The organism is Staphylococcus caledonicus (assembly GCF_016238465.1).
GTDB classification, from domain to species: Bacteria; Bacillota; Bacilli; order Staphylococcales; family Staphylococcaceae; genus Staphylococcus; species Staphylococcus caledonicus.
Genome location: NZ_JABTXV010000001.1, coordinates 427267 through 439562, shown reverse-complemented (window position 1 = coordinate 439562; position 12296 = coordinate 427267). Strand labels below are relative to the sequence as shown.

The window sequence follows — 12296 nt, the reverse complement described above, 5'->3', positions numbered from 1 at the left end:
CTACACCTTTACTATGTCGTATCTATCATCAATCTTTACTAACTCACTACCAACACGCACCATAAGATAAGGTTCGCCATCAAAGTTATAATTCAACTCTTCCACAATTGCTGGAAATGATGTTTTGGCTTTAGGATATTTAAACCAAATGTCATCGCCTTTATTTAATTCATGCAATTCCATTCCGCTACCCCCTCTGTACATTGCCGTACTGATCTGTTTTGACTTTAACCACAAGATTGTTTTTTTCTAGATTTTTAAAGTACCCAGTGTTCACTCTGTGCTTAGCAACCTCACGTTCTGCACGTTTAGCCCTAGCAATACGTTCTTCTCTACGTTTACGTTTCAACGCTCTTTCGTGTCGTTTTTCTGCTTGTTCAATTTCGTATAACTGCTTAGACGTTAATTGCTTTTCATTTCTTTCGTACACTTGCACCATAGTTGTACACTCCTTTTCCATATAATAATTCCGGACCTCTTAATCCTCGGTTATATCGACCACGTAAAGTAGTATGTGGTACGCTATATTTTTTCGCTGCATTTCTAAGTGAGATACGCTCCCCGTTTAAATAAACATGAGTTGCTCTAGGATTTTTACGCATATTTACCAGCTCCAGTACGCTTCTTCTATCCAAAGTTTTTCGTTGTCGAAATCTGCTTCATTCAGAATGTCTCTATCTACATTTTTATAAGCTACATCTATTAAGCGCTGCATCTCTTCGTCAGTTGGTTTATTGTCTGTTGATATAATAGCTTGCCCTTTAATTTCAAAATCAACGATTAATTTAGCCATTTATACTTCCTCCTCAACAATTGCGATAGCCTCTTCCACACTACGAGCTACCCCGTATAAAATGTTCTGACTTTCTGCAAATATTTTAAAATTAATTTGTTCTGGTCGTAATTTTCCACGCTCTGTTTTTACTTCGATTGCGATAAACTTACCGTCATCTTTTCGAAAGCCAAATGTATCCGGAAAACCTTTCGGTAATAATTTAATAATACGATTATCTTTCGTGATCACTTTGCCTGCGTTTGCTCTCCACAGTCGGTGACCCCGTTTATTGATTGCTAGAATAATATCGTTTTGTATTTTTTGTTCAGACATGGAAATTAACTCCCTTAGCTTCATGTGAAACAAAGTCAATAACCCCATCACTTGCCATATCCATAGGCTCTACATATCTATCACCCTGGTCATCTTCAACTAAAGCCAAACATACAATAGGTATTTCGAATATCGTTCCGTCTCCGTTATCATATTCTGACCACATGCTTGTGTTGGTATTTATTATTTGAATTATTTTTCCAGTCATTTTTAAACCTCCACCAATATTTTTAAAAAAGGTGTATAGTAAGGTGTAGGGTGAAAAACCCCTTCGAGCCTTACTGGCTCTAAGTTTCAAAGAAAAGGTGTAGGGTGACGCTTAAAAAGTTCTTCTATACTTTTATATATTTATATATTTTTGTATATGACTTTTATAACTACTACCCTACACCTTTATAAAAGAAGGTAATAAAACGTTGATATAATAGGGTTTATAAGGTCAAAAGTGTAATTTTTACCCTACACCTTTACCCTACACCCTACACCTTTTTTATAGTGTTTCTAATCCTGGGTACTTAACTGGAATTTCTACGCCTAAGTAATACATTCCAGTTTTTAATCTTTTTGATTTAAATTTTTCTTTCATCTTTTTACCAAAGTCTTTGTTACTCATTTTGTACGCACCGTTATCATTCGCCCACTGTTTGTATAGTTCATATAATTCATTCGCTTTTACTTTTTTGTCGTCTGCTCTCTTGCACTCATCTTCTATAAACTGCTCAACGACATCCATTTCAGTACGGTAGGTTTGACCTGCTGCTTTCAATTTATCCGGCATGTGTAAACCTTCTTGCATCCACATATACGCGCCTTCACACATCCAATTTAAAATGGCCGGTGCCTCACGCAATAATTTGTACTTGAGATCTTTATCGACTTTTTCTTCTGGTATCTGCACTTCAAAAGGTATTAATACTAAACGACGCCAAATACCATCGTCAGTGCCACGAATAATAGGCTTATGGTTTGTGGACACCCATATCTTAAATTTAGGTGTGTACTCAAATTCTTCGGCATATAAGAAACGTGCTGTGACTTTATCGCCACCTGTGATTTGTTTGATTAATCCTTCATCAAATCGGAAACCTTCATTCGGTTCAGATGATGTGACAAACCGTGCTTTACTTAGTCGTGCAATATCGGTATTCACATTGTCATTCTTTTTCACCATTAGTGATTTAACTTGCATATTATTTGAATAGTCACCGAGTATCTCTGCAATGGTTTCAACGAAAATACTTTTACCATTACGCCCTTTACCGTGTAAGATGAACATCACTTGTTCTCTTGTACTACCTGTGAGTGAATAACCTAACGCTTTTTGAATGTAGCGTATAACCTCTTTATCTCCTGCGAAGATGTCGTTTAAGAAGTCTAACCACACTGACGGTTGCATCTTTTCTGAATAGTCGGTATTAGCAATTTGTGAGAACATACGATTGATGTCGTGTTTATAAAGTTCTCTACTCGTTAAATCAATGTAGCCATTTGTGACATTTAAAAGCATGTCGTCTTTATCGAATTCATCCGGTGTGATTGTTTTACGGTGCATCAATTCATTCATAATATTCTTCTTAGCTTGCGTGCCACGTGTCTTTTTATAAAACTTATTGAAGGCGTCTCTAGCATCTTCTTCTGATACATCCTCATTGTGGATTATCTTTTCATTTTTAATACTGACGATCATCTCATCAATTAATTGACGGATAGCCCCTCTATCATCCGGTTTCCATTTCTGACCGTCGTAGATATAAAATTTATTAGTAATATAACTGTGTTTATATAAGTGGCCATATCTATCAATAAATCGGTCGGCGTTACCTGTATCATCATAGCTGCGTATTGGATACTCTTTTTCTTTTTCTTCGCCATTGAATATATGATTGAGTGCATATTTTAATGGGTTATCGTCTGTTTGATGTTTCGGTGTATAAATGTTGCCGGCCTCATTAATGGCCTTAAATAGTGTCTGTTCTCCATATGTGGAATTCTTGCGTTTCTCATCCCACTTATCGCGGTACAGATTAGATTGTCTAAATATGCTATCCATTTGTGTGTAATCTTTCGCACACCAAAACGCTAGAATGTTAGCCAGTGCCATATCGGCCTCTGAATGTGATGAGTAGTAAGGCTCGTAATTGCCTTTCATTAAGTCATCGAATAACTTCGCTTGTTTTGATTTATAAATTTCATTGATTACATCAATTTCAGATAAGTTGTGAATGTTCTCTTGATAGTTATTTGTTGTAGGGTATTGGATGGTTTTGTTAGGTAAATACTTATCGTAGATAGTTTTAAATACTTGTTGTGATACCTCTGTAACGTCTTTATATTTACCGATGCGTTTACCTGTCATAGTGAAAAATCTGCCACTATCATACATTTCAATATTGCCTTTACGACGTCTGTCGCCAGGTATCTTACCTTTTACAATAATGTGTAGGCCATTACCACTTGGACTAACTTCGGTGTAACTTTTGAATGCCTCGTTAAATTCACTGACAATATTGTCTAATTTGTCACCTTGTTTAAATCGGTGTAAGTCATCATCAATATCATCAATGTCGATGCCGAGGTAAGGGGGTTCAAAGAAGAACCCTATACCGTCGACACCTTCCGCATTGACTGCGGTGTCATAACTGGACCATGTGCTTTTATCGTTCGATTTGGCAAATTCTCCAGTTGCTGCGTTAAAAGGAATTTTTGTTTTTTTACCATTTCGATTTTCAAAACGCCACACACACCAGTTATTAAGTTGCTTTAATTCATCTGGAATGTTGTTATAATACACTATTAAAAACCTCTTTCATTAAAATGGTAAATCATCATCACTGATATCTATTGGACCGTTAGCATTGCCGAAACCGTTATCGTTTGGTTGATCATCATCTTTTTTCCATTCATGATTGACTTGTGGAAATTGAGTGTTTTTAAAGTTCCACGGTGCTACACGGTTAATGATTTGTTTCTCACCTTTATATTCATTTTCTTCTTGTTTCACATACACACGTACTGGTTTGCCTCTGAACATCTCAAGTAATTGTTCAAAGCTTTCGATTGCAGTACCCTCTGGAACACCTACACCATTTAAGTAGTGCATGAAGTTATCCATTTTATATTTATATTGACCGTCGATTGTACGTTTCCATTCATCTACGAATATCACTCGGTTTGCGTATTTCGCTTGTAACTCTGATGTTTTCTTTAAATCATTACGAACGACTAATTGTAATTGTGTTTCTTCCTTACCATTCTTCGTTGCACGTTCTGTTGCACTCTTGATGACAACTTCGTATTCTCCCTCTGGTAGTGGACTAAAATCGTTGCTTTCTAAATTTGAATAATCAGTAGTAAATAATGCCATGTTAAAAATCTCCTTTAATAGTTATATTTTTGTTTTATTGGTTTTAACTCTGCATATAGCACCGGGAATGGTGCATGTTTATAATTCGGATTATTGAATTTAATCCATGTTTCTTTATAGTTATTCGCTTTAGCGTATAAATAATAATCTTCAAGTGTTTCTAAATCTTTCTTGTCTTTTATATCTTTGCTATATCGTTTGAGCGTGTAGTCTACTTTGAACGGTTTGATGTCAGTAAGTTCTGCATCTTTATGTTCTAAGTCGTTTTGCTCCTCGACTTCACGTTCATGGCCACAATTGGGACACGCTGCTAACGTATTGTTGAATACGGTAAAGCATTCATAACATGTGGCCAATGCTTGCGCGTCATTGCTTTTACTCTTACGTTGTTTACGGCCACCTTTAAAATGACTTTGCCAATCGTGTGGCGTGTCGGGTAAACCATGCCGTGCATAATTACCAACATGATCAATGACTAATGCTTTTTTGTTAGGTTGGTAACGCATAGAGCGCATAGCCTGTTGCATGAATAGCACAAGTGAGTCGGTAGGTCGTGCTAAGATAACGCATGTACAATCTGGCACATCAAAGCCTTCTGATATTAAATCAACGTTACATAGTACCTTAATGACGCCGTTTTTAAAGTCGTTCATAATCTGTGTACGTTCTGAAACGCTTGTCTTAGCGTCGGCATGTGCTGCGTTAATACCGTTACTGTTAAACTTATCGGCCAACTCTTGACTTGCCTCAACACTGTGGGCATAAAGTATTGTTTTTTGACCGTTTGCGTACTTTTGATAGTTATCTACAATGTTACCGTAAATGGCTTTAGGAATGGCGTTGTCCATTGATTTTTTAGTGTAGTCGCCTGTACTCGATTTTTTTAATTTACTTTCATCTGCAAGCACAACACTTTTATAATCGTAATCAGCTAATCGTTGGTTTTTGATAAGCCATTCAACTGTTGGACCTTCTACCATAACTGGATAGATATCTGTAAAACCTTTACCATTCGCTCGCCAGGGCGTTGCAGTAAAACCAACACGTAAGGCGTTTGGAAAGTATTCGTAGATGTCGTTATACGTTTTAGCACGACTGTGATGTGTTTCATCGGTAACGATAATCTTAGGTGGGGTAAGTTCACTTAATTTATTCTTAGCACGCTTTTCTGAAAGAATGTCCACATGGCTTAAATCAACATTGTGTTTTAGCAATGTATTTTTAATCTGTGCGATAAGCTCTCGGCGATGCACAATAAATAAGATGTGATTACCTTTGTTGACTGCGTTTTTTACGACTTCTGCAATCATGACTGACTTACCTGAACCAGGTGGCGCTTGTATTAATACACCAGGTTGTTTAAGTAGAATGTGTCTCGCTTTATCAACTAAACTTTCTTGATAGTCGTAAAGTTTAAATGTCGGCATCCACATCACCGACTTTGAATAAATCTTCCTGCAAACAAAACTCACGATTGTCTAATTGATTTTTAGCGAATTTATTATTGCTAGGTGCTAGGATAAAACCACGATTACCAGTACTTGCACTGATTTCTAATCTAGCTACTACTTGGCATAACCCTGCAACATTGTCGCGTATTGTTTTACGAATGTCGGGTACAGCTTGTGTAATTTGTTGGCCTACCGGTGTATAGTTTTCAAAGTTCGTTTCCCATGCTAAAAAGACAAGTCGCTTTTTAAAGCTTTGTAAAAATCGAAGGCTATCGATTGTGAAGAAGTCGACACGTTGATAGTGGCTCATCTCTGGTACGCGTTCGTTTTTACCATTACGCCCTAAATTTGCGAGCATTGATCTGAACAATTCAGAAATGTTATCAATAGCGATAGTGTCGTATTGCTTAATTGTTTCCTCATTGTCTGCCATCCACTTCATCAATTCGGACCAATCTTCCCATGCGTTGTGGGTATTGAATTCTAAAATGTCGATGTTCTCATTACCTTTTAATGGTCGTTCAGATTTATCTACATTGATGTACAGTGTTTTGCCAGGTAAAAAGTTTAATGTGTGTGTTTTACCTGTACCAGGTTTGGCATAGATTAAATAAGTTGCTTTATCTGTGGTGATGTCTTTAGCGTTTGATATCGTAAATTCCATTTATTTCACCACCAAACTGACACTACTCACAAGTTCTACACCTTCAACGTCTGCACCTGCTTGAATATCTTCTTTGATAGCCTTTTTATCTAATTTCGGCGCTTGCTCTACAAAGTAAGCTTTGTCGATAAAACTTTCGTTTAATACGTTGATGCTCGGTTGGTTTTTACGTTTGTAAATATAATTGGTAGTTGTGCGGTAGTTATCTTTTTGCTGCGTATCTAATGCGTCTTGTAAGTAGTTTTTTAATCTATCAACAAAGTTGAGTTTTTGTTTTTTGAGTGCTTGAAGTCGTTTAACTTCTTTATCAATCGCATCTACATCGCCGTTGACACTACGAATTAATCCGACCGTGTTATCAACTTTTGTATCCATATCGGCTTGAATGCTATCCAATGTATCTTGCAAATCTTCGATAGAATAGCCTTCTTCATCAATCATATTCAAAAGTTGTGCATAGTCTGTTGATAAGTCGAATAAATTAGACATTAATTAAACACTCCCCATTGATTACTTTTTTAGCTAGTTCAAATTTATTTAGCATAGTGCTTTCATCGTTAAAACTGTAAATAGTAATACTCTCATTGTCATATTTATAACTTTGATGAATATGTGTAAAATCAACTCCAATATCTCCGTCTTTATATTTACGAAATTCTACATACGCATTTACATCCGAATTAAGTATTAATTCATTCAATTCATTAGCTATTTTCAATAATTTATGTCGCATATTTTCCTCCTGTGATATAATTAAGTTGTATATTTTTCTAATTGACTGTTACTCATTGCAGTGAGTTTCAGTCTTTTTTTGTGTGTAGTACACATATTCGAAGAATAAATATGTCGCTATCGCACTGAATAACGCATATCCTGCTGCTTTAGTTATTACTAGTTCAGCTAGCATGAGTAGGAAAAATACTACGTTGAACATCATGCCTGCGATTAAGAGTGTTTTGTCTGTGCTAGTCATTTAATCACCTCCTTTCTTGTATACTTGTATATCTTTAATCATTTAAGATTTGCTCCTCTTTTTAGTGATATAATCCTTTTATCTAATGTGAAAGGATGGTGAGAAAATATGTTTAAACCTTATATGTTAACGTATGATCTGAATTCTCCAGGTCAACGTTACGAAGATTTCAGGAATGTTATTAAAGATGTAGTATCAAATGGTTGGTGTAATTATTGGGATTCCACCTTTGTATTTCGATCTTCTTATACTCCATCAGAAATTATTGATAAACTTAGACCACACATTGACAATAGCGACTCAATATTTATCGCTGAAATTGTTAACAATAAAAGTGGTTGGCTAACTGAACGTCAATGGAATTTTATAAACGAAAATATATTTGATTAAGAAAATTTTTGACCTTTTCCTTTTCTTTTCCATTTGCCATTTACAGAGTCGTAATTGTATTTAGTTCCACCCATAGCATTCCTAATCTCCTCCACCAAGATGATGATTAGGAGTGCTATTTTAATAAGCTGTAGTTTGTTCATTTGAGTACCCCCTTAATTTTGCGTTTATTTCTTTCTAAAAACTCTTTCATGCCTTTAGCATCAAAACTATGGCTTGAGCTTCCACCGGCACCCTTAAACCAAATATTTTTCAACTCACTTTGAAACTCAGGTCGATCTAATATCTTCTTATTAATAAGATAATCCGACATTCGAGTTTCTTTTCTCAAATCTTCCATATTCCAATAAATTGGTAAGGTGTTTTTAAGTTGTTTATTCAACCACTCTGTTTCAACAAGCGTGTAATTTTCTGGTAGTTCTACCGTTACTTGGATAGTTTGTACCATTTCATTCTTTCCTTTCGTGTATAATTTGGTTATCCCTTTATGAAGGGAGGTGTGCCTATGGCTAAAGATCATATGACAATCGAGACATCTTGTCCTAATTGTGGTAAAAGAATGAAAATCACAACCAAAAAGAAACAGAATAAATGTTCAAGATGTAAACTCGACTTCGTTAGAAAGTAGTCTCAAACGGTATGCCTTCATCAATTAATTCATCAATTGTATTTTTAGATTTCTCTAATTCTCTAATGGCTTTGTTTATTTTTAATTGCTTAATTTCTAAATCCTTGCCATTAATGTTTAATTGATGAATGAGTTTAGGTCTTTTTCTATCAAGCACCTTTTTAGTAACTATTGCAGTAGTTGCTATTAAGAGTGCTTTTTTGATTAATTTTTTCGCTCTATATTTACTGACTTCATTAGTTGAATTACTTGTTAAGTTAGATATTTTATCTGCTTTAATACCTTCTTCATTAGTTGCGTTTTTGTCTTTATGACTAAATCCATTCTTATCAATTGTTATTTCTGGTTCACCCTTTGAATTCAAGAAATGAATTTCCCCATTTTTAAAATTGATACCGGCTTTACTATTTTTCATTTTTTATTCCTCCTTTAACTTGTTTGTTCTATATTTGGTATAATGAGTTATCTCCTTATGAAAGGAGGTGACTCTTCATGGATAAAAACCATATTTTAGAAATTCTCAAAGATAATTCTATCGATGATGAGAATTTAGCTAATGCTCTTTCTGAAATTTTTACTCATTTAGCACATGACCGCGATTTTTCAGAAGAGGTTGGAGATCAGTACATGAATAAGCTTGCATTAGATAATGCAACTCGTTTAATGTAACTATCTAGGGCGCGTTCTAGCGCTCTATTTTTTGTGATAAAGCGCGTTTGATAACATAGTTTTCGACGAGTTGACATCCTACACTTCCTGGATATATGTCAGTATCTGTAATTAGCTTTCGTCTTACTTCTTCATATGTTTCACTCTCAGCTGCAACTTCATCGATTGCTTTTTCAATAATTTCAACGACTCTTTCTTTTATATTTTTCATTTTTATTTCCTCCTTAACTTGTTTGTTCGATTGTGGGTAGGTCATTGCTAAGTTGTAATTCGTTCAACTTTTCTACCTCCTTACTCTTTCTCTTCAACGCCCACATTCAACGTACAGTCTTGGCAATGACCTAATCATGTATTATGGCGTGGCTCATATCGTCGCTCACTCTCGCTCGTATACGCTCAATGTGAGCGTTGAAATCGTTATTTAATTAGCTTTTAATTTGTTTGTTCGATTGTTTGGTATAATCACCTGTGGAGGTGATTGATATGACACCTGGTATATATTGGAAGCTTTTAGTCGCTTATGTAAAAGGTTCAGTGAATATAGAGTTTGAAGATAAAAACCTTCGTGAAATGTTAAATAAGAATTATATTGACTCTGAACCTGGCGAAACTTTCTACGTTAATGGTTTTCCTTTACGTGGAACAACAACTAAAAGATTTATAACCACCGATGGTAGAAAAGCTTTCTGGAAAACGACTTTTAAAGTCTTAATCCCTTCTATAACAGGAGTATTTGGAATGCTTCTAGCACTATTAAAATTATTAGTAAGTAATTAAAGAAATTTAGTTTCCTATTAATATCAACTATTTCCCAACCAGTAATCTCGATGTGGTCGTTGTTACATTGAGATTTTTTGTTTTGGTCGTTCATTACTGCATGCTCCTTTCTGCTATACTCCTTTTAAGGAGGTGATATTGTATGAAGAAAGTTTATACATTAGAATTTTTAGATGGTTCTACTATTGATATTTTTGATGAGACTGTAATTTCTGGTGTCGTTAATTGCGATGATGAAAAAACATTTTATTCTAAAGTGGTTTACGAAGATAATTGGAATGGTGATCATAACTCTCCTAAATCACTTAGCACTTATCATGTTCATGTTGGTGTAATGGGCTTTTACACTTCTGTTGATATGTTTTTCATCCAAGATGATAGATACGACGATAAAGCGTTTATGACTTCATCAATCAAATCAATACAATTCTAATTTTTATGCGTCACTTTTTAATTAAAGTGGCGTTTATTTTTTCTTCTAAATCTAATAACGCTTGGTCATATACAGTTGCTAAATGTTCAGTCTTGAAATGTGACTTCGCTAAAATTTTTAGTTCATTTAAATTTTCTTTAGCGTCTCCGTATGTTTGGCTTTCTGAAACAACTCGCTCTAAAACTTCCTGTGATAATTTATTAACTTTTAATAAATGGTGTTTTACTATTTCGTCCAATTAACTCACCTCCTTATTAAGTTGTTTGTGGTTCTATATTTCAATTGCCGATGGTCTAACATCTTTGATAAATTGGATTGCTAAGTCTACGTCTTTACGTTTGATGTGGTTGTTAGGTGCGTTACCTTTCATTCCTAGATGTTTTTTAGTCAATACAAGTAATCTACTTTTAGCTTTACCGATGTGGTAATTCTTTTGTTGTTCTTGACGTTTATTTTCTCTAGCCATTTCGTAAATATCTCCAACCATTACATCTTCAAGCGATAGTTGAACTCCTAAGCCTTCTACAAATTTCTCAGCTTTGTTAGTAATCGCATATTGAATTGCAACGATATCTTGCGGTGTCACATATTCACCTGTTACTGCTTGTTTTAAGTAAGCTAAATCTTCACTTTGGTTTGTAGTTGAATCGTTCAATCTAGCTATTTGTTCAACTAACATTTTTATTAACTCTGGATTGTTTGCTAATTCTTGAATTGTTGGATTAGCTGAGTAAGTTCCTGTACGTCTAAGTTGTGGTAAAACGTCTGATGTTACCCAACGCTTGAAACGTTTAGCTGATTCTAATTTGGATGAGAAGATTAAACTGTATAATCCTGATTCGTTGATTAGTGTTTGATTTCTTCTTTGACCTGCGGTACTGATTTGGTACATCAGCTTATCTTCTTCATCTACATGTGCATTTACATCACGACTTCCGTTTTTATAACCTAAAATGTCTGCTACATCTTTACCTACAAAATATGGTTCCTCGTCTACAGTTAATGTTCTTACTGGTAATTCTTCAAAATTAAATACTTGTAAATCTTGCATACTTCCACTCTCCTTTTTAAAAGTTATTAAAAGTTATATAGATAGTAAAATTTTTTATACTTTGATTTGGTCAATTTCTACATCATATAACTTTGCTAAAGCATAAACTGTAACATTGCTTAAATTAGTTTCTTCTTTTTCCCAATGTCCGACAGTTTTAGGATTTACTCCTAAAATATCCGCTACTTCTTGTTGCTTTAAATCTCTAATCAATCTCCACTTTCTAACTGTTAGTTGTTCTGGCATGTTGTTCACCTCTCTTTCACACGTATAACTTTATATTACTTCAAATCACTTGTCAACATATAAAGTTATATTTTTTCAAGAAAAGTTATAAAAAGTATTGTAAAGTAATGTTAGTTATGGTAAGTTAATATTACATTAAGTAATATTAAAGGAGACAATTATGGAAAATAACAACGTTAGAAAAAAATTATCTGAAAGCCTACAAGAACTTATGAAAGAAAGAAATATCGACCAAAAAGAACTTGCTGAAGCTATTGGAGTAACTCAACCTACGGTCTCAAATTGGATTCAACAAACTAAATATCCACGTATAAAAAGAATCCAACAACTTGCAGATTACTTTAATGTACCTAAATCAAGAATTACAGAAGGAAAAAAAGAAATTCAACAAGATACACTTGCCGCACATTTCGATAAAGACGGCCTAACAGAAGAAGAAATCGAAGAAGTAAACAAATTTATTGAATGGGTTAAAAATAGAGATAAATAAAAAACAAGCCTACATAAGTAGACTTGTAAGGAGTAAAAACAGTGAGCAAATA

26 protein-coding genes are annotated in these 12296 nt (G+C 34.6%); 6 read left to right on the top strand and 20 right to left on the bottom strand.

The features are described 5' to 3' along the window. From HS848_RS02190 to HS848_RS02130, 13 genes are all read right to left on the bottom strand, one after another. The gene (locus HS848_RS02190; protein ID WP_198611098.1) at positions 1 to 183 is read right to left on the bottom strand and encodes a hypothetical protein; all 183 of its coding nucleotides are present in this window, start codon (positions 181 to 183) and stop codon (positions 1 to 3) included. Between the two features lie 4 nt (positions 184 to 187). Then, positions 188 to 439, bottom strand: coding sequence for a hypothetical protein (locus HS848_RS02185; RefSeq protein WP_198611097.1), 252 nt, complete (start codon positions 437 to 439; stop codon positions 188 to 190). Next, the gene (locus tag HS848_RS02180) at positions 414 to 602 is read right to left on the bottom strand and encodes a helix-turn-helix domain-containing protein (RefSeq protein ID WP_198611096.1); all 189 of its coding nucleotides are present in this window, start codon (positions 600 to 602) and stop codon (positions 414 to 416) included. The genes HS848_RS02185 and HS848_RS02180 overlap by 26 nt, the downstream gene beginning before the upstream one ends. Before the next feature lie 2 nt (positions 603 to 604). Further along, positions 605 to 793 (bottom strand): hypothetical protein, encoded by a 189-nt coding sequence (locus HS848_RS02175; protein WP_198611095.1) that lies wholly within the window; start codon positions 791 to 793, stop codon positions 605 to 607. Beyond that, entirely contained in the window at positions 794 to 1108 is a 315-nt protein-coding gene (locus HS848_RS02170; RefSeq protein WP_198611094.1) for a VRR-NUC domain-containing protein, read from the bottom strand. Then, positions 1101 to 1316: a hypothetical protein gene (locus HS848_RS02165; RefSeq protein WP_198611093.1), complete on the bottom strand. Its 216-nt coding sequence runs from the start codon at positions 1314 to 1316 to the stop codon at positions 1101 to 1103. Before HS848_RS02165 ends, HS848_RS02170 begins: the two co-directional genes overlap by 8 nt. Before the next feature lie 282 nt (positions 1317 to 1598). Continuing rightward, positions 1599 to 3899, bottom strand: a complete 2301-nt coding sequence (locus HS848_RS02160) for a phage/plasmid primase, P4 family (RefSeq protein ID WP_332871279.1) — start codon at positions 3897 to 3899, stop codon at positions 1599 to 1601. Between the two features lie 18 nt (positions 3900 to 3917). Next, positions 3918 to 4472 (bottom strand): DUF669 domain-containing protein, encoded by a 555-nt coding sequence (locus HS848_RS02155; protein ID WP_198611092.1) that lies wholly within the window; start codon positions 4470 to 4472, stop codon positions 3918 to 3920. A gap of 14 nt (positions 4473 to 4486) precedes the next feature. Next, complete coding sequence (locus HS848_RS02150) at positions 4487 to 5899, bottom strand: DEAD/DEAH box helicase (protein WP_198611091.1); 1413 nt, start codon at positions 5897 to 5899, stop codon at positions 4487 to 4489. Continuing rightward, positions 5886 to 6587, bottom strand: coding sequence for an AAA family ATPase (locus tag HS848_RS02145; RefSeq protein ID WP_198611090.1), 702 nt, complete (start codon positions 6585 to 6587; stop codon positions 5886 to 5888). The genes HS848_RS02150 and HS848_RS02145 overlap by 14 nt, the downstream gene beginning before the upstream one ends. After that, positions 6588 to 7076 (bottom strand): siphovirus Gp157 family protein, encoded by a 489-nt coding sequence (locus HS848_RS02140; RefSeq protein ID WP_198611089.1) that lies wholly within the window; start codon positions 7074 to 7076, stop codon positions 6588 to 6590. Beyond that, positions 7069 to 7320 carry a hypothetical protein gene (locus tag HS848_RS02135; protein WP_198611088.1) on the bottom strand — a complete coding sequence of 84 codons (252 nt, stop codon included), beginning with the start codon at positions 7318 to 7320 and terminating at the stop codon, positions 7069 to 7071. The genes HS848_RS02140 and HS848_RS02135 overlap by 8 nt, the downstream gene beginning before the upstream one ends. Before the next feature lie 48 nt (positions 7321 to 7368). Further along, positions 7369 to 7560 carry a hypothetical protein gene (locus HS848_RS02130; protein ID WP_198611087.1) on the bottom strand — a complete coding sequence of 64 codons (192 nt, stop codon included), beginning with the start codon at positions 7558 to 7560 and terminating at the stop codon, positions 7369 to 7371. A gap of 108 nt (positions 7561 to 7668) precedes the next feature. Here HS848_RS02130 and HS848_RS02125 point away from each other — a divergent pair, with 108 nt between their 5' ends. Continuing rightward, a complete protein-coding gene (locus HS848_RS02125; protein ID WP_198611086.1) occupies positions 7669 to 7950 on the top strand; it encodes a hypothetical protein in 282 nt (93 codons plus the stop codon). On the opposite strand, the gene HS848_RS02120 is transcribed toward HS848_RS02125, so the two are convergent. Further along, complete coding sequence (locus HS848_RS02120) at positions 7947 to 8093, bottom strand: hypothetical protein (RefSeq protein ID WP_198611085.1); 147 nt, start codon at positions 8091 to 8093, stop codon at positions 7947 to 7949. The two genes, HS848_RS02125 and HS848_RS02120, sit on opposite strands and share 4 nt — an antisense overlap. Continuing rightward, positions 8090 to 8398 carry a DUF771 domain-containing protein gene (locus HS848_RS02115; RefSeq protein ID WP_198611084.1) on the bottom strand — a complete coding sequence of 103 codons (309 nt, stop codon included), beginning with the start codon at positions 8396 to 8398 and terminating at the stop codon, positions 8090 to 8092. Before HS848_RS02115 ends, HS848_RS02120 begins: the two co-directional genes overlap by 4 nt. Before the next feature lie 57 nt (positions 8399 to 8455). Here HS848_RS02115 and HS848_RS12810 point away from each other — a divergent pair, with 57 nt between their 5' ends. Continuing rightward, on the top strand, positions 8456 to 8578 hold the full coding sequence (locus tag HS848_RS12810) for a hypothetical protein (protein WP_269814419.1): 123 nt from the start codon (positions 8456 to 8458) through the stop codon (positions 8576 to 8578). On the opposite strand, the gene HS848_RS02110 is transcribed toward HS848_RS12810, so the two are convergent. Continuing rightward, complete coding sequence (locus HS848_RS02110) at positions 8568 to 8993, bottom strand: hypothetical protein (RefSeq protein WP_198611083.1); 426 nt, start codon at positions 8991 to 8993, stop codon at positions 8568 to 8570. The genes HS848_RS12810 and HS848_RS02110 overlap by 11 nt on opposite strands. Positions 8994 to 9070: 77 nt before the next feature. Here HS848_RS02110 and HS848_RS02105 point away from each other — a divergent pair, with 77 nt between their 5' ends. Then, a complete protein-coding gene (locus HS848_RS02105; RefSeq protein WP_158263966.1) occupies positions 9071 to 9247 on the top strand; it encodes a hypothetical protein in 177 nt (58 codons plus the stop codon). Positions 9248 to 9263: 16 nt separating this feature from the next. On the opposite strand, the gene HS848_RS02100 is transcribed toward HS848_RS02105, so the two are convergent. Then, positions 9264 to 9458: a hypothetical protein gene (locus HS848_RS02100; protein WP_198611082.1), complete on the bottom strand. Its 195-nt coding sequence runs from the start codon at positions 9456 to 9458 to the stop codon at positions 9264 to 9266. Positions 9459 to 9730: 272 nt separating this feature from the next. On the opposite strand from HS848_RS02100, the gene HS848_RS02095 reads away from it, so the two are divergent. Together HS848_RS02095 and HS848_RS02090 are read left to right on the top strand one after the other, a co-directional pair. Next, positions 9731 to 10024, top strand: coding sequence for a hypothetical protein (locus HS848_RS02095; protein ID WP_154835654.1), 294 nt, complete (start codon positions 9731 to 9733; stop codon positions 10022 to 10024). 142 nt (positions 10025 to 10166) lie between these two features. Next, positions 10167 to 10457: a hypothetical protein gene (locus HS848_RS02090; RefSeq protein WP_053033177.1), complete on the top strand. Its 291-nt coding sequence runs from the start codon at positions 10167 to 10169 to the stop codon at positions 10455 to 10457. A gap of 10 nt (positions 10458 to 10467) precedes the next feature. Here the strand turns inward: HS848_RS02090 and HS848_RS02085 are convergent, their stop codons facing one another. Genes HS848_RS02085 through HS848_RS02075 form a run of 3 tightly spaced genes read right to left on the bottom strand, consistent with a single transcriptional unit; the run spans position 10468 to position 11754 of the window. Then, positions 10468 to 10695, bottom strand: a complete 228-nt coding sequence (locus HS848_RS02085) for a transcriptional regulator (RefSeq protein ID WP_198611081.1) — start codon at positions 10693 to 10695, stop codon at positions 10468 to 10470. Between the two features lie 33 nt (positions 10696 to 10728). Next, on the bottom strand, positions 10729 to 11508 hold the full coding sequence (locus HS848_RS02080) for a BRO-N domain-containing protein (RefSeq protein ID WP_198611080.1): 780 nt from the start codon (positions 11506 to 11508) through the stop codon (positions 10729 to 10731). 54 nt (positions 11509 to 11562) lie between these two features. Beyond that, a complete protein-coding gene (locus HS848_RS02075) occupies positions 11563 to 11754 on the bottom strand; it encodes a helix-turn-helix transcriptional regulator (RefSeq protein WP_070503145.1) in 192 nt (63 codons plus the stop codon). Between the two features lie 160 nt (positions 11755 to 11914). On the opposite strand from HS848_RS02075, the gene HS848_RS02070 reads away from it, so the two are divergent. Next, on the top strand, positions 11915 to 12244 hold the full coding sequence (locus HS848_RS02070) for a helix-turn-helix domain-containing protein (RefSeq protein ID WP_198611079.1): 330 nt from the start codon (positions 11915 to 11917) through the stop codon (positions 12242 to 12244). Positions 12245 to 12296 lie beyond the last annotated feature (52 nt).